At 61.9% G+C, this 22,143-nt stretch carries 17 protein-coding genes; 12 read left to right on the top strand and 5 right to left on the bottom strand.

Translation table 11 applies throughout. The features are described 5' to 3' along the window. The first annotated feature begins 123 nt into the window (after nt 1-123). Nucleotides 124-567 (top strand): response regulator, encoded by a 444-nt coding sequence (locus AB7M33_RS07070; RefSeq protein WP_099430854.1) that lies wholly within the window; start codon nt 124-126, stop codon nt 565-567. Nucleotides 568-657: 90 nt separating this feature from the next. Here the strand turns inward: AB7M33_RS07070 and AB7M33_RS07065 are convergent, their stop codons facing one another. Further along, the gene (locus AB7M33_RS07065; RefSeq protein WP_027594341.1) at nt 658-2,835 is read right to left on the bottom strand and encodes a malate synthase G; all 2,178 of its coding nucleotides are present in this window, start codon (nt 2,833-2,835) and stop codon (nt 658-660) included. 453 nt (nt 2,836-3,288) lie between these two features. Between AB7M33_RS07065 and AB7M33_RS07060 the strand changes: the two genes are divergently transcribed. Then, the gene (locus AB7M33_RS07060) at nt 3,289-3,807 is read left to right on the top strand and encodes a glycine cleavage system protein R (protein WP_027594342.1); all 519 of its coding nucleotides are present in this window, start codon (nt 3,289-3,291) and stop codon (nt 3,805-3,807) included. Between the two features lie 334 nt (nt 3,808-4,141). Here AB7M33_RS07060 and rarD read toward each other — a convergent pair whose 3' ends face one another. Next, nucleotides 4,142-5,029: an EamA family transporter RarD gene (gene rarD, locus AB7M33_RS07055; protein ID WP_085274054.1), complete on the bottom strand. Its 888-nt coding sequence runs from the start codon at nt 5,027-5,029 to the stop codon at nt 4,142-4,144. A 64-nt stretch (nt 5,030-5,093) separates the two neighbouring features. Continuing rightward, complete coding sequence (locus AB7M33_RS07050) at nt 5,094-6,068, bottom strand: serine/threonine protein kinase (RefSeq protein WP_027594344.1); 975 nt, start codon at nt 6,066-6,068, stop codon at nt 5,094-5,096. A 483-nt stretch (nt 6,069-6,551) separates the two neighbouring features. On the opposite strand from AB7M33_RS07050, the gene AB7M33_RS07045 reads away from it, so the two are divergent. Both AB7M33_RS07045 and AB7M33_RS07040 read left to right on the top strand, forming a co-directional pair. Further along, a complete protein-coding gene (locus AB7M33_RS07045) occupies nt 6,552-10,478 on the top strand; it encodes a DUF1588 domain-containing protein (RefSeq protein WP_454242619.1) in 3,927 nt (1,308 codons plus the stop codon). Nucleotide 10,479: 1 nt separating this feature from the next. Continuing rightward, entirely contained in the window at nt 10,480-11,823 is a 1,344-nt protein-coding gene (locus tag AB7M33_RS07040; RefSeq protein WP_454242618.1) for a DUF1552 domain-containing protein, read from the top strand. A gap of 1 nt (nt 11,824) precedes the next feature. Here AB7M33_RS07040 and AB7M33_RS07035 read toward each other — a convergent pair whose 3' ends face one another. Together AB7M33_RS07035 and AB7M33_RS07030 are read right to left on the bottom strand one after the other, a co-directional pair. Then, nucleotides 11,825-12,589 (bottom strand): TOBE domain-containing protein, encoded by a 765-nt coding sequence (locus tag AB7M33_RS07035; RefSeq protein WP_265968330.1) that lies wholly within the window; start codon nt 12,587-12,589, stop codon nt 11,825-11,827. A 26-nt stretch (nt 12,590-12,615) separates the two neighbouring features. Continuing rightward, a complete protein-coding gene (locus AB7M33_RS07030) occupies nt 12,616-13,353 on the bottom strand; it encodes a double zinc ribbon domain-containing protein (RefSeq protein WP_454244204.1) in 738 nt (245 codons plus the stop codon). A gap of 89 nt (nt 13,354-13,442) precedes the next feature. Between AB7M33_RS07030 and bioB the strand changes: the two genes are divergently transcribed. The 8 genes from bioB to AB7M33_RS06990 all read left to right on the top strand — a co-directional run bounded on the left by bioB (nt 13,443) and on the right by AB7M33_RS06990 (nt 22,027). After that, on the top strand, nt 13,443-14,501 hold the full coding sequence (bioB, locus tag AB7M33_RS07025) for a biotin synthase BioB (RefSeq protein ID WP_027594348.1): 1,059 nt from the start codon (nt 13,443-13,445) through the stop codon (nt 14,499-14,501). Nucleotide 14,502: 1 nt separating this feature from the next. Then, nucleotides 14,503-15,675, top strand: coding sequence for an 8-amino-7-oxononanoate synthase (gene bioF / locus AB7M33_RS07020; RefSeq protein WP_454242617.1), 1,173 nt, complete (start codon nt 14,503-14,505; stop codon nt 15,673-15,675). Next, on the top strand, nt 15,668-16,399 hold the full coding sequence (locus AB7M33_RS07015; protein ID WP_265968333.1) for an alpha/beta fold hydrolase: 732 nt from the start codon (nt 15,668-15,670) through the stop codon (nt 16,397-16,399). Before bioF ends, AB7M33_RS07015 begins: the two co-directional genes overlap by 8 nt. Then, a complete protein-coding gene (gene bioC / locus AB7M33_RS07010) occupies nt 16,392-17,210 on the top strand; it encodes a malonyl-ACP O-methyltransferase BioC (protein WP_454242616.1) in 819 nt (272 codons plus the stop codon). Before AB7M33_RS07015 ends, bioC begins: the two co-directional genes overlap by 8 nt. Before the next feature lie 10 nt (nt 17,211-17,220). Then, nucleotides 17,221-17,901 carry a dethiobiotin synthase gene (gene bioD, locus AB7M33_RS07005; RefSeq protein ID WP_027594352.1) on the top strand — a complete coding sequence of 227 codons (681 nt, stop codon included), beginning with the start codon at nt 17,221-17,223 and terminating at the stop codon, nt 17,899-17,901. Between the two features lie 112 nt (nt 17,902-18,013). Continuing rightward, nucleotides 18,014-18,310: a pyrroloquinoline quinone biosynthesis protein PqqE gene (locus tag AB7M33_RS07000; protein WP_099428155.1), complete on the top strand. Its 297-nt coding sequence runs from the start codon at nt 18,014-18,016 to the stop codon at nt 18,308-18,310. Between the two features lie 365 nt (nt 18,311-18,675). After that, a complete protein-coding gene (locus AB7M33_RS06995) occupies nt 18,676-20,481 on the top strand; it encodes a phenylacyl-CoA dehydrogenase (protein ID WP_099452704.1) in 1,806 nt (601 codons plus the stop codon). A 262-nt stretch (nt 20,482-20,743) separates the two neighbouring features. Continuing rightward, a complete protein-coding gene (locus tag AB7M33_RS06990; RefSeq protein WP_265968338.1) occupies nt 20,744-22,027 on the top strand; it encodes a GGDEF domain-containing protein in 1,284 nt (427 codons plus the stop codon). The last annotated feature ends 116 nt before the right edge of the window (nt 22,028-22,143 follow it).

The following is a 22,143-nucleotide window of genomic DNA, read 5'->3' as shown; positions in this document are numbered from 1 at the left end:
TCTCGGTCCCCATGGTCGGCTGGCTGCGCTGTGGTGCCCATTGGACGTAAGTCTATGAGCGGCGTGTGATCAATATCGCAAGATGCGGTCTTACCGTGAGCACGACTTTTTGACGAGATGACCATGGTTGAGCATGACGACCTCCTGAGTGACGCCGAACGCGAGGCACTGGCCGTGGTGAGTGCGCCTGTTGCGCCCCGACCGGTGGTGCTGGTGGTGGATGATAATCCGGTGAATAGCGAGGCCTTGTGCCTGTACCTGAAAAGCAGAGGCATCGACTGCATGACGGCTGACGGTGCCCAGGAGGCCATGTTCAAGCTGTATTACGAGCCAAGGATCGCCTTGATGATCACCGACCTGCGCATGGAACCCAAGGATGGCCTGGAGCTGATCCGGCAGGTGCGCGAGACGGAGCGGGCGGCGTTGTCGATCATCGTGGTGTCGGGCGACACCGATGTGAAAGAGGCGGTGGATGTGATGCACCTGGGGGTGGTGGATTTTCTGTTGAAGCCGGTGGATTTGGGGAAACTGCTGGGGCTGGTGAAGAAAGAGTTGAAAATTGAGTGATGCCGAGAGGGGCTGCTTTGCAGCCCAATCGCGACGCAAGGCCGCTCCTACAAGGGAATGCGTCCCCCTGTAGGAGCGGCCCCTTGCGATTTACAGCCCGTTACGCGCCTTGAACTCGCGACGACGGCGGTGCAGCACCGGCTCGGTATAACCGTTCGGCTGCTTGCCACCTTCGATCACCAGCTCTACAGCCGCCTGGAACGCGACGTTATCGTCGAAGTTCGGCGCCATCGGGCGGTACAGGGCGTCGCTGGCGTTCTGCTGGTCAACCACCACCGCCATGCGCTTGAGGCTTTCCAGCACCTGCGCCTCGCTGACCACGCCATGGCGCAGCCAGTTGGCCAGCAACTGGGCCGAGATGCGCAGGGTGGCGCGGTCTTCCATCAGGCCGACGTTGTTGATGTCCGGCACTTTCGAGCAACCCACGCCCTGATCGATCCAGCGCACCACGTAACCGAGGATGCCTTGGGCGTTGTTGTCCAGCTCGTTGCGGATCTCTTCGTCCGACCAGTTGGTGTCGGCAGCCAGCGGGATAGCCAGGATGTCGTCGACCGACGCCGGGGTGCGCGTAGCCAGCTCGCGCTGACGTGCCTGCACATCGACCTTGTGGTAGTGCAGGGCATGCAGGGTCGCGGCAGTCGGCGAAGGTACCCAGGCGGTGTTGGCGCCGGCCAGCGGGTGAGCGATCTTCTGCTCGAGCATGGCGGCCATCAGGTCGGGCATGGCCCACATGCCTTTGCCGATCTGCGCACGGCCTTGCAGGCCGGTGGCCAGGCCCACGTCGACGTTGTTGTTCTCGTAAGCGCCGATCCACTTCTCGTTCTTCATGGCGCCTTTGCGCACGACAGCGCCGGCTTCCATAGAGGTGTGGATTTCGTCACCGGTGCGGTCGAGGAAGCCGGTGTTGATGAACGCTACGCGCTCGGCGGCTGCCTTGATGCAGGACTTGAGGTTGACCGTGGTGCGGCGCTCCTCGTCCATGATGCCGACCTTGACGGTGTTGCGCGGCATGCCCAGCAGGTCTTCAACCTGGCTGAAGATTTCGGCGGCAAAGGCCACTTCTTCAGGCCCGTGCATCTTCGGCTTGACGATGTACACGCTGCCGGTGCGGGTGTTCTTGCGGCTGGTATTGCCATTGAGGTTGTGCAGGGCGATCAGGTTGGTGAACAGCCCGTCCTGGATACCTTCCGGGATTTCGTTGCCTTGGGCATCGAGGACCGCCGGGTTGGTCATCAGGTGACCCACGTTGCGCACGAACAACAGCGAACGACCGTGCAGGGTGACGCTGCCACCGTTAGGCGCGGCGTACTCGCGGTCTGGGTTCATGGTGCGGGTGAAGGTCTTGCCACCCTTGTTGACGCTTTCGGCCAGGTCGCCTTTCATCAGGCCCAGCCAGTTGCGGTAGACGATCACCTTGTCATCGGCGTCTACAGCCGCAACCGAGTCTTCGCAGTCCATGATGGTGGTCAGTGCCGATTCCATCAGGATGTCTTTGACGCCGGCGGCATCAGTGCTGCCGACCGGGGTGCTGGCATCGACCTGGATTTCGAAGTGCAGGCCGTTGTGCTTGAGCAGCACGGCGGTCGGCGCGGCGGCGTCACCGACGAAGCCGATCAGTTGTGCGTCGTCACGCAGGCCGCTGTTGCTGCCACCCTTGAGGGCGACCACCAACTTGCCGCCCTGGATGCTGTAGGCGGTGGAGTCGACATGCGAGCCCGCAGCCAGTGGCGCGGCTTCGTCGAGGAAGGCGCGGGCGAAGGCGATGACCTTGTCGCCACGCGCTTTGTTGTAACCCTGGCCTTTCTCGGCGCCGCCTTCATCGCTGATGGCATCGGTGCCATACAGGGCGTCGTAGAGCGAGCCCCAGCGGGCGTTGGCGGCGTTCAGGGCGAAACGGGCGTTCATCACCGGCACGACCAGCTGCGGGCCGGCCATGCGGGCGATTTCTTCGTCCACGTTTTGTGTGGTGGCCTGGAAATCGTCGGCTTGTGGCAGCAGATAGCCGATTTCCTGGAGGAAGCTTTTGTAGGCTACGGCGTCATGGGCCTGGCCTTTGCGTGCCTGGTGCCAGGCGTCGATCTTGGCTTGCAGCTCGTCGCGCTTGGCGAGCAGGGCTTTGTTCTTTGGAGCGAGGTCATTGATGATCTTCTCTGCACCTGCCCAGAACTGCTCGGCGACGATGCCGGTCCCTGGGATGGCTTCGTTGTTCACGAAGTCGTACAGGACCTTGGCGACCTGAAGGCCACCGACTTGAACGTATCCAGTCATTGCTTGCCTCACTCTGCTCAGCTATTTCGCTCTTCTGTATTAAGCCTGTAGCGCTTCTCTAAACACGGCACCAGTGCGTGCCCTGGGTGAATGAACCCTAGGGCGGCTGGGTGCGGCCTGCCAGACGGGCTGGCGGGCAGTGTGCGTATTTTCACAGGCGCCTTGGCAGACATCCAAACGACGTTTTGTAGTCCGCGCCACGGGATACTACATGAAGCAGTAGGCGGGGCAAAATCAGACTAAAAGCGTCGTTGTGCGACCCGTTGGTCGCGTATGGTCACGCTGGGAGTGGGTATGTTCGCAAAAAACAGGTGGATTGTTCCAGATAAATCTTGAAACAGTACACGATTCGTTATGTCGATTGCCCTGCGGCAGGTTGCCGCGCCTTGCCTATACTCAATCGATCCCCCGGTTTATCGCCGCCCAGCGCGGTTCGACGCAGAGGAAGGGCTTGTGGATCATCTTGTACTCACTGTGATTGCCCCTGACAAGGCCGGGCAGGTCGAACGCATTGCCCAATGCATCGCCGACCACAGCGGCAACTGGCTGGAAAGCCGCATGTCACGCATGGCCGGGCAGTTTGCCGGCATCTTGAGGGTGGCGGTGCCGGCAGAAAATTACACAGAGCTGGTGGCGTCGTTGCAGGGCTTGGCGCGGTATGACATTCGCGTGTTGATTGCCGAGAGCGGCATCGAGCCCTCGTGCACCTGGAAGCCGATCGCCATGGAGCTGGTGGGCAATGACCGGCCGGGGATCGTGCGTGATATCACCCGGCTGCTGGCCGAGCTTGGGGTGAACCTGGAGCGCTTTACCACCGAAGTGCGGCCTGCACCGATGAGCAGCGAGCCGCTGTTTCATGCCAATGCGTTGTTGGCGCTGCCGTTGACGTTGTCGCTGGATGAGCTGCGGCAGCGGTTGGAGAGTTTGGCGGATGATTTGATGGTGGAGTTGGAGTTGCGGGCGGAGGATTGATTTGGGATTGCCGGGGTCCGCTTTGCGGCCCATTCGCAGCACAAGGCTGCTCCTACAGAGGTTGCGTGGTACCTGTAGGAGCAGCCTTGTGCTGCGAATGGGCCGCGAAGCGGACCCCAGGGTTATCCCCCATTTCACAGGTACGGCCCTGTGGATAACCTGGGGGCGTACCTCTCCAGCCCAGGTAACATGCGCCTTGCAAGGTTTTGATCAAAAAACACCCAAATATCAGCAGCTTGTGCACAAAGCACGGGGACGAGGGTGTGGATAACCTCTGGAGATGTCTCTGCAAGCCACGGCTGGCGTACCTTGCAGAGTTTTGATCATTTTTTGATCAGGCGCGTTTGCGCAAATTCAACCAGGCATCGACGCTATAGATCGCCAAACCCGCCCAGATGAACATGAACGCCACCAGCGTGCTCGACGACAAATGCTCGTCAAACAGCAACACTGCCTGCAGCAATACCAGCGTCGGCGCCAGGTACTGCAGGAAGCCCAAGGTGGTATACGGCAGGTGGCGTGCGGCGGCGTTGAAGCACACCAGCGGCACCAGGGTCACTGGCCCGGCCGCCATCAACCACAACGCTTCGCTGCTGGTGTAGAACGCGCCCTGCGCGCTCAGGGCAGCGGGGTGCAGCAACATCCAGCCCAGGGCCAGCGGCACCAACATCCAGGTTTCCACCACCAGGCCTGGCAGCGCTGCCACCGGCGCCTGTTTGCGGATCAACCCATAGAAGCCGAAGCTCAGCGCCAGCACCAGCGACACCCAGGGCAGGCTGCCCACTTGCCACACCTGCTGGGCCACCCCCACGGCCGCCATGGCCACCGCCAGCCATTGCAGGCGGCGCAGGCGCTCGCCGAGGATGAGCATGCCCAGCAACACGTTGATCAGCGGGTTGATGTAATAGCCCAGGCTGGCTTCGAGCATGCGGCCGTTGTTCACCGACCACACATACGTCAGCCAGTTGCCCGCGATCAGCGCGCCGCTCAGGGCGAGGATGGCCAGCCTGCGCGGGTTGTCGCGCAGTTCGCGCCACCAGCCTGGGTGCTTCCATACCAGGAGCAGCAGCGAACCGAACAACGCTGACCAGAGCACCCGGTGGACGATGATCTCCACGGCGGGGACGCTCTGGATTGCCTTGAAGTAAAGGGGGAACAGGCCCCAAATGATGTAGGCGCTGAGGCCCAGGATGTACCCGCGTTGCGGGTTTGCGGCGTGCATGCAGAATCCTTGCTTAGGTAGCTAAATAAAGCGACGCCTATTGTAGACAGAGGTCAGCACACATCTAGAACAATTTCAGCGGTTGTTCATCGAGGGCCGCCATCTGCTCGCGCAGTGCGAGAATCTGGTCGCCCCAGTAGCGCGGCTGGCCAAACCAGGGGAAGCTGCGCGGGAAGGCCGGGTCGTCCCAGCGGCGGGCCAGCCAGGCGCTGTGGTGCAATTGGCGCAAGGCTCGCAAGGGCTCGATCAGGGGCAACTCGCGAGGGTCGAAGTCGTGGAACTCGTTGTAGCCGTCGATCAGCTCTGCCAGTTGGCCGAGGCGTTCCTCGCGGCTGCCGGCGAGCATCATCCACAGGTCTTGCACCGCTGGGCCCATGCGGCAGTCGTCGAGGTCGACAACGTGATAGACCTCGTCGCGATGCATCAGGTTGCCTGGGTGCAGGTCGCCGTGCAGGCGCATCACTTTGTGCGGGGTGCGCGCGTAGATGTCCTCGACCCGCTTCAGCAGGTCGCGGGCGACGGACTCGAAAGCAGGTAGCAATTCCCGCGGTACGAAGTTGCCCTCAAGCAGGGTTTGCAGTGACGCGTGGCCGAAGTTATCCACAGCTAATGCTTCGCGGTGTTCAAACGGGCGTGTCGCGGCTACGGCGTGCAGGCGGCCGAGCAACTGGCCGAGGCGATACAGCTGGTCGAGGTTGCCGGGCTCCGGGGCATGGCCGCCGCGGCGGGGGAACAGGGTGAAGCGAAAACCCTGGTGCTCGAACAGCGTGCGGCCGTCATGTTGCAAAGGCGCGACCACCGGCACTTCACAATCGGCAAGCTCAGCGGTGAAGCGGTGCTCTTCGAGGATGGCCTCATCGCTCCAGCGGCCTGGGCGGTAGAACTTGGCGATCAGCGGCTGCGAGTCTTCGATGCCCACCTGATAGACGCGGTTCTCGTAGCTGTTCAGGGCCAGGATCCGGGCGTCGCTGAGAAAGCCAATGCTTTCAACGGCGTCCAGGACCAGGTCGGGGGTGAGGGTGTCGAAGGGGTGGGACATGAAAGCTCCGCAGGGGGAATGGGGCATAGCGCCCGCATTGTAATGACGCTCTGAGCGTCCAGCCTCCCTCAATCGGTTCGCAGGCGCAAGCAATCAAGCGCCGCCCACTTACCGAGTACCTAGCATTTCTGCCAGTACCCACATAAAGGGTGCTGGTTTACCGTCCTGCTCATCGCTCTCGCATATTGGCAGTCGCGCACGAACGGTTCAGAGATCCCGGATTCGGTTGGTCATATTGGCCACTGAGCACCGGGGCGGTTGTCACCTGCGCATGTGCGCGGGGTGGCTTCGACAAGGAGACGATTCATGCGCCGTCTTGCTGCGTTCGGTCTTGCTGCACTGCTGATAAGCCTGTTGGGATACTTGATCCTTGTACCTTCGGGGGAGCGCTCGAAAACACGACAGGCAACGCCTGAACAGTGCCAGGCGCCTGCCTATAAAAAGCCCGCTGCTGGAGAAACCCCCTACAGCCAGGACAGTTTGGTGACCAATGTTGGCAGGGCCTTCCAATGCAAAAACGACAGAGAAGGCACTGTCGGTGCCTGGCAGTGGTGTAATCAGCCACCTTACTCCCCGGGTGAAGCATTCAACGGTAGCGAGCTCTGGCGCGATGCGTGGAACGACCTCGGTGCTTGTAATGGTCAGCCCCAGACCAACACACTGGAACTGTCATTCAGCACAGTGACGGGCAAGGTACCGTTCACGGCATCGACGCAAGGGGTCGGGCCGGCAGGGCGGCGCAACCTTGAGGTCAGTGGCGTGCTGCGCTGCAAAGAAGAGACGATTCCGTTCTCCGGGCGTTCTGATGAAGTGCTGACTTTGCCTGACCTTCCTGCCTGCAAGTACGACCTGATCATGAACGAGGCTCAGGGTTACCTGCCGCTGACCACGCCTACCCAGGTCGAATTCAAACCTGACACGCCAGAGAAGATCAGCTTCGAGGTCAAGTTTCGCCAGCCACTGGACCTGAGCAGGCTAGTGACGCTGCCAGGTGTGAAGGTGGAGCTGTTTGCCAGCGGCCTGTATCAACCGCGGCAGATGGCGATGGGCAACCGGGTGCTTTACGTCGGCTCCAGTGCCATCCCCGTCTACACCTATGAAGCGCGCACGGCAGGGTTCATCTATGCCATCCCGCTGGACGAGGCCGGTAAGCCAACAGGGGTGTATCTGCTGGCCTCAGGGCTGGAAGAGCCGCATGGCGTGGTGTACCGCGATGGCGACCTGTATTTCTCGACCTCCGGCAAGTTGTATCGGGTGCGCAATGTCGATGAGCACTACCGTGATGCTAAGCCTGAAGTGGTGATGAACTTCCCCGCCGACGAAGCCGATTTCCCGCTGGGGCGGCCTGGTCAGCGCATCTGGCACCAGAAGCATCCTTTGCACTTCAACCCGATTGATCCATCGGACAAGGGCCTCTATACGGCCGTCGGTATCCCCTGCAATACCTGCATCATTCCGCCAGATGGGCGTTACGGCACAGTGCTGCGCTATGACATCGAAAACGGCACCTCCCGGGTGCTGGCCAAAGGCGTGCGCAATGCGGTCGGCTTTACCTGGCACCCGGACGGCAAAATCTGGTTCACCGATAACAACCGGCAGGGCTACCTGAACTCCGACGAAGTCAACTTGATCAGCCAGGAAGGGCAGCATTTCGGCGTGCCGTATTTCTACGGCCGCGATGTGCCTGGGTTTACCCAGGAGGAATACCAGGAGCCAGGCTCCATCGTGCCGCCATTGGCCGATGGGGCGATCGTTTCGGACAAGCCATTGCACCTGCTCAAACCTGAAGATTATGAGGCGCCCGCCTATGAACTGGGCAGCAACACCGCGCCGCTGGGCATCGAGTTCTGGGAAGGGTTCTACAACGATGCCGCCGATCTCCAGCGCCTGCTGGTGGCCGTGCATGGGACGGGGACCAAAGCCAGCCCAGGCATGGAGTTGCGCATGCTCACGGTCAAGGACGGACGTGAGGTTATCAACCAGATCCCGCTGGTAACGGGTTGGGGAGGCTCGACAGAGCACTTCAATGTGTATTGCCTGGACGATTCGTGCCTGGGCCGCCCAGCCGACATGTTGCCGTTGAGCGACAACTCGCTGCTGGTGTCTGACGACTTGGCCGGGGTGATCTATCGCATCACCTTCGACATGGGGCAAGTGGTGGGCAAGAGCCTGCTCAAGCTGCAACCCACTGCGGCGCCGAGCCCCGAGGTACGGCCACTGATGATCAGTGGCACGCTCACGGGCAGCGATGGGCGCAGCCGGCGTTTCGATGTCGCCTGGGGTGAGCCGCCACTGAGCATCAAGGGCCTGGCTGCCGGCACGTATACGGTCACGCTGGACAACGTCGGTGAGCTGATACCCAACCAGCGCCAGCAACAGGTGACGCTGAGCGACTCGCCGGACGCGCAGGTCGTGCAACTCGCCTACATCGAACGGCCACCGTTCCAACCCGTCAAGGCCACCGTGGTTGCACCGGCCAAGCCTGCATTCAGTGGCGAGGCGCCGGCGCAGTGGGAAGTCACCCTGATCAGCGACGGCGAGGCGCAGGTCATCAAGGTGCCATGGGGCAGCACCCAGGACGTGCTGCTGCCAGTCGGCGAGCACAAATTCAACTTCCCGTACTACCAGGACGAACTGCCAGAGCCGACCCAACAGGTCGTGAACATCGATGAAGAAAGCCGGGATGCAGTAAAGGTTGAGATGCGCTACCAGCACGTCGCCGAACTCGGCAAACAGGTCGTGGCGACCGCGTGTGCGAAGTGCCACACCGTGCAGTACTTCCAGGATGCCAACAAGGCCATCAACTGGAGCCTGGCGGGCAAGGAAGCCCTGGTACAGCAGATTCTTGGCATGAGCGTGAGTGGGCATTGCGATGCGTCTTGCTCGGGGCAGATTGCCGACTACTTCTATGACGAACTGTGGGCCGGCTATCTGGACCCGGGGCAAGCATTCGGCAAGCGGCAACTGCGCTTGCTGACCCGTGACGAGTATGTGAACAGCGTGCACGACCTGTTTGCCGTGCAAGTGCAGGCCGATACGTTGCCGGCCGACAAGTTTGATAAAGAATTCAAGTACGTCGGGGAGGCAGATCTGGGGATGATCAACGCCGAAGACCTGAAGACGCTGTATGACGTGGCGTGGAATGTGGCAGGCAAGGTCGACCCGCAATGGCTGGCTCAACAGAGCGTCGAAAGCCTCGGCCATCGCGTCTTCCGACGGCCACTGAGCCCGGCTGAGTTGAGCCGGTATGAGGCCGTGAAGGCTGACCATGATGATGCCTCGCTGGTCGCAGCATTGCTGTTGTCACCTCACTTCCTGTACCGCTCCGAATTGGGCGTAACAGATGGCCGGACATCCGGTACCTATCAGTTGACCGCCAACGAACGAGCGACAGCGCTTTCGTACGCAATGCTGGGTACTACGCCGAGTGAAGAACTCATGCGCATGGCCGAACAAGGTCAGCTCGAGACGCCCGAGCAGATGGGTGCGCTGGCTCAGCAGATGCTGATGAGTGAGCAGGGCATTGCACAGTTCAACCGCTTCATCAGCTACTACATCAAGACCAGCCGCGACATCCAGGAAAAGCCTGGGCTGGAGCCTGAGGTCATCCAGAGCATGCGGCAGGAGCAGGCACGTCTGGTGGGTGAGGTGCTCAAGAGCGGCGGGGCATTCAATGCACTGTTCAACCCTGGGTATACCTACCTCAATCAAAGGTTGGCAGAACAGTACGGCATTGCCGGGGTGACCGGAGGCGATATGCGTAAGGTCACGGTCGATGAGCGACGGGGTGGGCTGTTGCACCTGGGTGCTACCCAGGCGGCCACCTCTGACTACCAGGCTACCTCACTGGTCAAGCGCGGCATCATGATCCGCGAGCAGTTGCTGTGCCGAGAGTTCGGTGCGCCGGTCGATGCCGACCCGCAAGAGCCGCAGTATCCGCCAAGGGCGATCACAACCCGCGAACGTTGGGACCTGGTCAACGGTGAGCAAGCCTCGGAGGGCCGTTGCTGGCAGTGCCACAAGTACATGAACGACACCGGTTCCAGCATGGAAAACTACGATGCTTCCGGGCGCTACCGCGAAACCGAGCCGGCTTACAACCATGCGCAATTCCCGGAGCAGTTGAAGATTGACGCCTCAGGGCCGTTCATCAGCAACACGGGCCTGGAGAACTGGGCAAGCGTCCACAACGTGCGCGATATCGCTCAGCTGCTGCCCACTAACCTGACGGCGCAAACCTGCATGGCCGACAGCTATTTCCGTTTCATGTTCGGCAACAAGGTTTCTGCAGGGTCGGTCGGCACGTTGAAGTCTGCCGCCGAATCGCTCAAGACCAACGGTTCGTTGATCCAGATGATTCGCGAGCTGGCTACCTCACCTGTGTTCCTCAAGCGCCAAGAGGAGAATTGACATGGACATCCTGAAGAGCCGTCGGCGTTTCCTCATGCAACTGGCGGCGGCGGGAGCTTATGCGCCGCTCAGTGGCTGTGGGCTTGCGCAGTACCTGTTGCATGGGACCAAGGAACAACCTCATTTGAAGGTAGTGTTTTTCATCATTCCGGACGGCCTCGCGGTCGATTCGTACGCAGGCGTTTATAGCGATGGGCTGTGGTTTCCGCGTTCCAGAAGTGATGACACCGCAGACTTCGAACTCAACGCAGTCAGCCAGGAGTTGGCAGACTATCGAGACCAGTCACTGTACTTGCAGGGGATCATCGTAGCCTCTGGTCAAGGCGGTCATGCAGGCTGGAACTACGTATTGCGTGATAGAGAGGGGAAAAGTAGTTCCATAGACAAGATTCTGGGAGATGCGATGCCTGGCACTCAGCCAATCCATCGCAGCCTGTTTGCTGGCCCGCATGCGGGCATCGACGACAATCCTTGGTATGTGTCTTGGGAGGGGGACAAGATCAGGGCGCCTCAGCAGAACCCCGTGCGTCTTTACGAGTCGGTATTTGGCGCAACTTCCCGCGAGGTGCGCGATCGTCAAACTCGCAATGCCCATGTTTTCGACCCGATCCGCGCCGATATCGCAGAACTCAGAGGGCGCGTGGCAGGCGCCCAGCGAGAAAAGCTGGTGACTCATCTGGATGCGTTAGAGCAGGTCGCCAAGGATCTGGAAGGGGCGATACCCTCAGTTTGTGAACCCTTGTCGCTGGAAGATCACCCGATCAGTTCGGCGCAGTTCCGCAATGAAGTTCAGGCCGGCCATCACAAGGTGGTGGCCGCTGCCTTGGGGTGCGGTGTGACCCGTGTTGCGACGGTGCAGGTTGGGCGTTCTGCCGAGTCGCTGAACATTCTTGATGTCAGCGCCAGCACCAACCCCCATGACTGCGCTCACCGTTATGCTGGCGAGGAAGTTTGGAGAGGCTCCAGGCAGTGGTACACGCGGCAGGCGAGATTGTTCATGGATGAACTGGCCCGTTACAGCGACCCTGATGTACCTGGGGACCGCTTGCTCGATCATACCTTGGTGGTTTTCACCAGTGAGATGGCCGACGGCGCGCCAGAGCATATGATGAACATGCCCATGGTACTCATGGGTGGCGCCAGTGGCCTTCTGCGCAATGGCAGCGGAAATGGCCGCTATTTCAGTATCAAGAGCCAGTGGGATCGGGAATTGTACTCGGATGCAAAACTCAGGTTTGTCGACATGCAACGCATCTGGTCAACGATCGCGCTGGCCGCCGGGACCTCGGTTCCTTATGCCGGCAACGTGTCGCCGGTGACTGGCATCTTCACCAACGTAACCTGACCTAGACCGGCACCCCCAGCAGGACGAAGGACGGGTGAAACTGCACCCTGGCCTCGTCACCCGCCTTCAGGCCCTGCTGGGCCAGCCACGCTGTTTCGGCGAGTGCACACAGCGTCTGGCCATTGCCCAGTGCCATGCGCAATTCACTGCTGCCCCCTTCCTCAGCCAGAACTTCCTCGATACAAGCCGTCAGGCAGTTACTGCCTGGCTCCGGCTGATCATCAGCCCCCAGCAGTTGAACCCATCCGGCCTTGAGCAACGCCACTACCATGCGGCCCAAGCTCAGCTCCAAACGCTCGGTACTGCCACGAGTGATCAAGGCTTCTATCTCCAGCCCGCCGCCCAGTGCCAGGCTGACGCGGTCATGGCGCCCCTCCCTGCGCAATGCGCTGACCTGGCCTTGCAGCTGGTTGCGGGCACTGGTGCGCAACATCAAACGCCCGAGCAGGTCGAGGTCGCTGGAGTCTTCGGCAGCTTCCAGGATCTGTGCCTGCAGCGCCTGCAGGCGTTGATAAAGTCGCAGCACCCGCTCGCCTTCGGCCGACAGGCGTGCGCCACCGCCGCCACGCCCGCCGGTGCTGCGCTCGACCAGCGGCTGGCTGGCCAGGTTGTTGAGCTCATCGATGGCGTCCCAGGCGGCTTTGTAGCTGATGCCGGCAGCCTTGGCGGCGCGGGTGATCGAGCCTTGCTCGGCGATGTGCTGGAGCAAGGCAATGCGTTGCGGGCGGCGGGCGATGTGCTGGGTGAGGAGAGCGGGCAGGGACATGATGGCGCCTAACTGAGACTGACCCGTCAAGCTTGCCCCGGTTTTGCCGTGCGTGCCAGGCAATACACATCGACCCGTCGCGCACCGGCTTCTCGCAGCAGTGTAGCAATGGCCTGTGCGGTGGCCCCGGTGGTCAGCACGTCATCAACCACGGCCACATGCAGGCCCTTGAATGCGCCCTCTTCAGTCAGGGCAAAGGCCCGCTGCAGATTGCGCCGACGCGCCTTGGCATCCAGGCTTTGCTGCGCGGGTGTGTCGCGTGTGCGCTGCAGCAAACGCTCATTGAAGTTGATTGCCAGGCTCATCGACAGCCAGCGCGCCAACATGCCGGCCTGGTTGAAGCCGCGCTCGCGCTGTCGACGCCTGGCCAGTGGTACGGGTAACAGCAGGTCAGGCCTGGCCAAGCCTTCCGCGTAGCGATGCTGCAGGCCATGGCTCAACATTTCGGCCATTAAACGCCCCAGCGGCCATTGACGGTTGTGCTTGAAACGGCTGATCAGCGTATCCGCGGGGAAGCCGTAATGCCAAAGCGCGACGACCTGATCGAAGGCCGGTGCGCGGCGGCTGCACTGGGCGCAGGTGAGCTCGGCCATTGGTAGCGGCAGCGCACAGCGCAGGCAGTATTCACTTAACCACGGCAGCTCCTGCTCGCATGCGACGCATAAAGGGTAGGGCTGTTCGGCAGTTTCATCGCACAGCAAACAGTTGTGGTTAATATTCGTACACTTGTAAACCAGTGCTTTTATCCAAGGTTGACAGTTCATAGGCCTTCCATGACTATGCGAGCTATCCGTGATGCGCTGGCGGGCTTTCCTGTCCCGGCGCCAGTTACAGCCTAAACAAGGAAACGCCGATGAGCGCCAGCACAACTGCAACAACACGTCACGACTGGACCTTGGCCGAGGTCAAGGCGCTGTTTCAGCAACCGTTCAATGACCTGCTGTTCCAGGCGCAGACCGTGCACCGCGCGCACTTCGACCCGAACCGTGTTCAGGTTTCGACCCTGCTGTCGATCAAGACCGGCGCCTGCCCAGAAGATTGCAAATATTGTCCGCAGTCCGGCCACTACAACACCGGGCTGGAAAAACAAAAGCTGATGGAAGTGCAGAAGGTGCTGGAAGAAGCCGCCCGCGCCAAAGCCATCGGCTCGACCCGCTTCTGCATGGGCGCGGCGTGGAAGCACCCGTCGGCCAAGGACATGCCCTACGTGCTGGAGATGGTCAAAGGGGTGAAGGCCATGGGCCTGGAAACCTGCATGACCCTCGGCAAGCTCGACCAGGACCAGACCCAGGCCCTGGCCCAGGCCGGCCTCGACTACTACAACCACAACCTCGACACCTCGCCGGAGTTCTACGGCAGCATCATCACCACCCGCACCTACAGCGAGCGCCTGCAGACCCTGGCCTATGTGCGCGATGCCGGGATGAAGATCTGCTCTGGTGGCATCCTCGGCATGGGCGAGTCGCTGGACGACCGCGCCGGCCTGCTGATCCAGTTGGCCAACCTGCCGGAGCACCCAGAGTCGGTGCCGATCAACATGCTGGTCAAGGTCGCCGGCACGCCGCTGGCCGAGGAAGAAGATGTCGACCCGTTCGATTTCATCCGCATGCTGGCGGTGGCCCGCCTGCTGATGCCCAAGTCGCATGTGCGCCTGTCGGCCGGCCGCGAGCAGATGAACGAACAGATGCAGGCCCTGGCCTTCATGGCTGGCGCCAACTCGATCTTCTATGGCGAAAAACTGCTGACCACCGCCAACCCGCAGGCTGATAAAGACATGCAGCTGTTCGCCCGCCTCGGCATCAAGCCTGAGGCCCGCGAAGAGCATGCCGATGAAGTGCACCAGGCGGCCATCGAGCAGGCGCTGGTCGAACAGCGCAGCAGCGAGATGTTCTACAACGCAGCATCGGCCTGAGATGGCCTTTGACCTGGCGGCGCGCCTGGCCGAACGGCGCGCCGCAGACCTGTATCGGCAACGGCCCCTGCTGGAGAGCCCGCAAGGGCCTGAGGTGGTGGTCGATGGCCAGCCGCTGTTGGCGTTTTGCAGCAATGATTACCTGGGCCTTGCCAACCACCCCGAGGTGATTGCTGCGTGGCAGGCGGGCGCCGAGCGGTGGGGTGTCGGTGGCGGGGCGTCGCACCTGGTGGTTGGCCACAGCACGCCGCACCACCAGGTCGAGGAGGCCCTGGCAGAACTCACTGGGCGCCCGCGCGCGCTGTTGTTCTCCACCGGCTACATGGCCAACCTGGGTGCAATCACCGCGCTGGTGGGGCAGGGCGACACGGTGTTGCAGGACCGCCTTAACCACGCGTCCTTGCTCGACGGCGGGCTGCTGAGCGGCGCCCGTTTCAACCGCTATCTGCACAACGACCCGGCCAGCCTGGCAAGCCGCTTGGACAAGGCCGTCGGCAATACCCTGGTGGTGACCGACGGGGTGTTCAGCATGGATGGCGACCTTGCCGATTTGCCGGCGTTGGCCAAGGTTGCCCGCGCCCGCGGCGCCTGGCTGATGGTCGATGATGCCCATGGCCTGGGCACGTTGGGTGCGCAAGGTGGCGGTATCGTCGAGCACTTCGGCCTGGGCCTCGATGATGTGCCTGTGCTGATCGGCACGCTGGGCAAGGCCTGCGGTACGGCGGGTGCCTTTGTCGCCGGCAGCGAAGCGTTGATCGAAGCGCTGGTGCAGTTTGCCCGGCCCTATATCTACACCACTAGCCAACCCCCGGCGCTGGCCTGCGCGACACTCAAGAGCCTGGAGCTGCTGCGCCGCGAAACCTGGCGCCGTGAGCACCTGGCTGCGTTGATTCGCCAGTTCCGCCTGGGTGCCGAACGGATCGGCCTGCAGCTGATGGACAGCCCGACGCCGATCCAGCCGATCCTGATTGGCGACAGCGCACAAGCGCTGCGCCTGTCGCAGATGTTGCGCGAACGTGGCTTGCTGGTGACGGCAATTCGCCCGCCCACCGTGCCCGCTGGCAGCGCCCGCCTGCGGGTGACGCTGAGCGCCGCGCACAGTGAAGCGCAGGTGCAGCTATTGTTGAATGCATTGGCCGAGTGTTATCCACAGCTGGAGGCCGCCGATGCGTAACCGACTGATCCTTCTCCCCGGATGGGGCCTGGGTACTGCTGCGCTGGAGCCGTTGGCGGCCAGCCTGCGCGCCCAGGATGCCCGCCTGCAGGTCGAACTGATGCCCCTGCCGGAGCTGGCCGACGCCGACGTACAGGCGTGGGTCGACCACCTTGACCGCAAGTTGCCCAGTAATACCTGGCTGGGCGGTTGGTCGCTGGGCGGCATGCTCGCCAGCGAACTTGCGCGCAAGCGCGGCGACCACTGTTGCGGACTGCTGACTTTGGCCAGCAATCCAAGCTTCGTGGCCCGTGCCGATTGGCCCCACGGCATGGCCGATGACACCTTCGGGACCTTCCTTGATGGGTGCCGCAGCCATACCTCCGTAACCCTCAAGCGTTTCCGCAGCTTGTGCAGCGACGGCGCCCAACAGCCTCGTACCCTGCTGCGCCAGCTGGGCGTCGGTGTGCCGGATACCGACCCGCTGTACCTCGCCACCGGGCTGGAAGTACTGGCCCAGCTGGATACCCGCGAGGCACTGCAGGCCTATGGCGGTCCGCAACTGCACTTGTTTGCCGGCAGCGACGCACTGGTGCCGGCGGAAGCTGCCAAGGCCCTGAGCGAGCTGTTGCCAGACGTGGAAGTGGGCCTGGTGGAAGAGAGTTCCCACGCGTTCTTGCTGGAGTATCCACAGGAGCTGGCGGCGGGTATCAAGAGTTTTTTGCATGAGAGTGGCGATGACTGACCTTTCCCGTCCGACCCTGCCCGGCGCGCTGCCGGACAAGCGCCAGGTGGCGGCCTCGTTTTCGCGCGCGGCGGCCAGCTACGACAGCGTCGCGGCGTTGCAGCGCGACGTCGGCCTGAACCTGCTGGGCCAGTTGCCAGAGGGCTTGGCACCGTCGCGCTGGCTGGACCTGGGCAGCGGCACCGGCCACTTCAGCCGGGTGCTGGCCGAGCGCTTCGCGCAGGCCAGTGGCGTGGCGGTTGATATCGCCGAAGGCATGCTGCGCCATGCCCGCAACGAACAGCGCGGCGCGCAGTACCACGTGGCCGGCGATGCCGAGCGCTTGCCGCTGCGCGATGCCAGCGTCGATCTGGTGTTCTCCAGCCTGGCGGTGCAGTGGTGCGGGCAGTTCGCCAGTGTGCTGGGCGAGGCGCGCCGGGTGTTACGCCCAGGCGGGGTGCTGGCATTCAGCAGCCTGTGCGTCGGCACGCTCGATGAGCTGCGTGCCAGCTGGCAGGCTGTGGATGGCCTGGTGCATGTCAACCGCTTCCGCCGCTTTGACGATTATCAGCGCCTGTGCGCGGGCAGTGGCTTCGAGCAGGTAGCGCTGCAGCAGCGCGCGCACGTGCTGCACTACCCCGATGTACGCAGCCTGACCCACGAGCTGAAGGCGCTTGGTGCACACAATATCAACCCGGGCCGGCCTTCGGGCCTCACCGGCCGTGCTCGCATGCAGGGCTTGTTGCAGGCGTACGAGGCATTTCGCCAGCCTCAGGGGCTGCCCGCCACTTACCAAGTGGTCTATGGTGTGTTGCGCAAGCCACAGGCGTAAGGGGAGTCAGATGAGCCAGGCCTATTTCATTGCCGGTACCGATACCGATGTCGGCAAGACCACGATTGCTGCCGGCCTGCTGCATGCAGCGCGGTTGCAGGGCATGAGCACATTGGGCGCCAAGCCGGTGGCGTCGGGTTGCACGGTAACCGCAAAGGGGCTGCGCAACAGCGACGCACAGGCGCTGATCGATGAAAGCACGATCAAATTGCCGTACGAACAGGTCAACCCATTCGCCTTCGAGCCTGCGATCGCACCCCATGTCGCCGCACGCGAGGCCGGCGTCACGCTGGGTGTGCCCGAGCTGTTGGCGGCGATGCGTAACGTGCTGCAGCAAAACGCCGACTTCACGTTGATCGAAGGCGCCGGTGGCTGGCGTGTGCCGCTGTCGGGCCAGGCCAACCTGTCTGACCTGGCCATTGCCCTGCAACTGCCAGTGATCCTGGTGGTTGGGGTGCGCCTGGGCTGTATCAGCCATGCCTTGCTCAGCGCCGAAGCGATTGCCCGCGATGGGCTGCAACTGGCGGGCTGGGTGGCGAATATCATCGAACCGCGCACATCGCGCCTGGAAGAAAACCTGGCCAGCCTCGCCGAGCGCTTGCCGGCGCCTTGCCTGGGGCGGGTACCGAAGTTGAAGCTGGCGAGTGCCGATATGGTGGCTGAGCATTTGCAGCTGGATTTGCTGGATTAACGGCCGCTGCCTATCGACTGGCACTGGGCCATTAACGATTTAAACGGGCCTTTTCTGCCATCTACTGCTTTAATGAGGCCTGTTCGTCATCCAGCGTCAATGGAGTCCTGACATGGAAATCACCGGCAGCTCCGCCTATTACGCGGGCCTCAGCGCAATCCAAAGCGGCCAGAACCGCGTCGATCAAGCCGCCAGCCAGATCGCCAACAATACCGCCGAACGCACCGCCACCAGCCAGTCGAGCGACTTCCAGGCTGAGCGTCTGCGCGCTGTTGATCGCAGCCAGCAGATGGATTTGGCCACCAGTACCGTGCAACTGGCACTGGGCAAACATGAAGTGGAGCTTGGCGCGAAAGTCGTCAAGGCATCCGACGAAATGCTCGGCCGGATCATCGACACCTACGCCTGATCCCTCGCGGCACTCAACTTAGCGACTCTTCCTTTGTGGGCGCGGGCTTCCCTTGCGCCTCATTGCGCCCCTGCGCGCCCTCTGTAGGAGCAGCCTTGTGCTGCGAAGAGGCCGCTAAACACCCTGGGAATGTTCATTTTTATTGCTGGCCTCTTCGCAGCACAAGGCTGCTCCTACAAGGGGTTGTGTTGATTTAAGGCGTGGGGTGGCGTAAACGCCATTTTTCGTGGCGAAAATGGCACTCTCGTCCCTTCTTGACATCCGCTCGCGCTAAACGTAAGTTTCAAACAACTGTTTGATCGACGGCCGCCAGGCCTTGCCGGCAGTTCCGATCACCCCCGAACTCATCACAGAGGTTCATCGCAATGCCTGACTACAAAGCCCCCTTGCGTGATATCCGTTTCGTTCGCGATGAACTGCTCGGCTACGAAGCGCATTATCAGAGCCTGCCGGGTTGCCAGGACGCCACGCCCGACATGGTCGACGCGATCCTCGAAGAAGGCGCGAAGTTCTGTGAGCAGGTACTGGCCCCGCTGAACCGCGTTGGCGATCAGGAAGGCTGCACCTGGAGCGAGTCGGGCGTGAAGACGCCGACCGGTTTCAAAGCGGCCTACGAGCAATTCGTCGAAGGTGGCTGGCCGAGCCTGGCCCACGACGTGGCCCACGGCGGCCAAGGCCTGCCAGAGTCGCTGGGCCTGGCCCTGAGCGAGATGGTCGGTGAGTCGAACTGGTCGTGGGGCATGTACCCAGGCCTGTCCCATGGCGCGATGAACACCATTTCCGAGCACGGCACCGAAGAGCAACAGCACACCTACCTGACCAAGCTGGTCAGCGGCGAGTGGACTGGCACCATGTGCCTGACCGAGCCGCACTGCGGTACCGACCTGGGCATGCTGCGCACCAAGGCCGAGCCACAGGCCGACGGGTCGTACAAAGTGTCCGGCACCAAGATCTTCATCTCCGCCGGTGAGCACGACATGGCCGATAACATCGTCCATATCGTCCTGGCCCGCCTGCCCGATGCACCGGCCGGCACCAAAGGCATCTCGCTGTTCATCGTGCCCAAGTTCCTGCCCAACGCCGAAGGCGCTGTCGGTGAGCGCAACGCGGTGACCTGTGGCTCGATCGAGCACAAAATGGGCATCCACGGTAACGCCACCTGCGTGATGAACTTCGACGGCGCTACCGGCTACCTGATCGGCCCGGCCAACAAAGGCCTGAACTGCATGTTCACCTTCATGAACACTGCTCGCCTAGGCACCGCGCTGCAGGGCCTGGCCCACGCCGAAGTGGCGTTCCAAGGTGGCCTGAAATACGCCCGTGAGCGCCTGCAGATGCGTTCGCTGACCGGCCCTAAAGCCCCTGAAAAGGCGGCTGACCCGATCATCGTCCACCCGGACGTGCGCCGCATGCTGCTGACCATGAAGGCCTTCGCCGAAGGCAACCGCGCCATGGTCTACTTCACCGCCAAGCAGGTGGATATCGTCAAGTACAGCCAGGACGAGGAAGAGCGCAAAAAAGCCGACGCCCTGCTGGCCTTCATGACCCCGATCGCCAAGGCCTTCATGACCGAAGTCGGTTTCGAGGCTGCCAACCACGGCGTGCAGATCTACGGTGGCCATGGCTTCATCGCCGAGTGGGGCATGGAGCAGAACGTGCGTGACAGCCGTATCTCCATGCTGTACGAAGGCACCACCGGTATCCAGGCGCTGGACCTGCTCGGCCGTAAAGTGCTGATGACCCAAGGCGAAGCGCTGAAGGGCTTTACCAAGATCGTGCACAAGTTCTGCCAGGCGCAGGAAGGCAACGAGGCGGTCAAAGAGTTCGTTGAACCGTTGGCGGCCATCAACAAGGAATGGGGCGAGCTGACCATGAAAGTGGGTATGGCGGCCATGAAGGATCGCGAAGAAGTGGGTGCCGCTTCGGTCGATTACCTGATGTATTCCGGTTACGCCTGCCTGGCTTACTTCTGGGCCGACATCGCTCGCCTGGCTGCCGAGAAGCTGGCTGCCGGTACTGAAGAAGTGGCGTTCTACACCGCCAAGCTGCAGACCGCGCGCTTCTACTTCCAGCGCATCCTGCCGCGCACCCGTACCCATGTGGCGACCATGCTGTCGGGTGCTGGGAACCTGATGGCGATGGACGAAGAGCACTTCGGCCTCTCTTACTGATCCACCGCGTGCACAAAAACCCGCCTGCCCTCACCGGCAGGCGGGTTTTTTTATTTTGCAGCCAGATGCCTGTGTAGGAGCAGCCTTGTGCTGCGAAGAGGCCATAACGGCCACAGAAAATCGTTTGTCATACCGGCCTCTTCGCAGCACAAGGCTGCTCCTACAGAGGGGCGGCATCAGATCTGTATTCAACTGTTCACGCGCGCTGCCGATGAAATAAGGGCACAATGCCACTATTGATCTGCCGGGTTGGAGATTACCCTTGTTTCGTCTTGATGCTGTACGCGTAACCCACTTCCTGCCTTCGCTGTTTCTCTTGCTGGCAGGCCTTGCGGCGGCTTACGTAAGAGACCTCAGTGTCTTTTTCACATCGCTGTTCAATGTCTTGCCCACCTTGGTCCTGCTATTGGGCGGTGCTTACTGTGCTGTTTACCGACGCCAGCGTGAGCTGTTTCTGATGGTGACGGTGTACATCGCCTACTTCCTGCTCGACACCCAGACCGACTTCTACCGCGACAACGGCCACGTGCGTGCGGACGCCGCGGTCATCTTCCACTTGGTGTGCCTGCTGCTGCCGGCCCTGTTCGGGCTGTATGGCGCCTGGCAGGAGCGCACCCACCTGCTGCAGGACCTGGTCGCCCGCTTCGCCGTGTTGTTCGCTGTTGCGAGCGTTGCGGTGGCACTGGAGCAAAGCTACCCCGACGCGCTGCTGGCCTGGCTGGCAGAGATCCGCTGGCCGGCCTTGCATGGCCAGTGGATGAGCTTGATCCAGATGGTCTACCCGCTGTTCCTCGGCGTGTTCATCCTGCTGGTGGTGCAGTACCTGCGTGCGCCCAGGCCGTTGCATGCGGCGCAGGTCATTGGCCTGATCGGCCTGTTCTGGATGCTGCCGCAGACGTTCATCCTGCCGTTTACCCTGAACATCATGTGCAGCCAGGTGATGTTGATGATTGCCGCGGCCGTGGCGCACGAGGCCTATCAGATGGCCTTCCGCGACGAGCTGACTGGCCTGCCGGGGCGCCGTGCTTTGAACGAGCGCATGCAGCGGCTGGGGCGCAACTATGTGATCGCCATGACCGACGTCGACCACTTCAAGAAATTCAACGATACCCACGGCCACGATGTCGGCGACCAAGTGTTGCGCCTGGTTGCCAGTCGGTTGTCCAAGGTCACCGGTGGCGGCCGCGCCTACCGTTATGGTGGCGAGGAGTTCGCCCTGGTCTTTGCGGGCAAGACGGCTGAAGAATGCGTGCCGCATGTGGAAGCTGTGCGCGGGGTGATTGCTAACTATGCGATGCAGCTGCGCGACCAGAACAGCCGACCGCAGGACGACTCGGCTGGGCGCCAGCGCCGTGCAGGCAGCGGCGCGGGTACGGTGTCGGTGACCATCAGCATCGGTGTGGCCGAGCGCCAGGCCGATCATCGCAACCCGGAGGCGGTGCTCAAGTCGGCCGACCAGGCGCTGTACAGCGCCAAAGAGGCCGGGCGCAATTGTGTCATGGTACATGGGCAACAATCGCAGCGTGGGGCGGTCCGCATGGCGTGACCAAATAAGACTATACGGTCAGCTGATGACCCTATGTCTCGTAAAAGTTGTTCGGTTACACTGCCTGCAACCCAGTGTCGCGGTTCCCCGAGACCGCCCCGACCCTACTAGTGAGA

The sequence above is a fragment of the Pseudomonas sp. Y3 TE3536 genome, from assembly GCF_053629175.1.
Note: the sequence above shows the minus strand (reverse complement) of the source record. Positions and strands in the feature narration are given on the sequence as shown.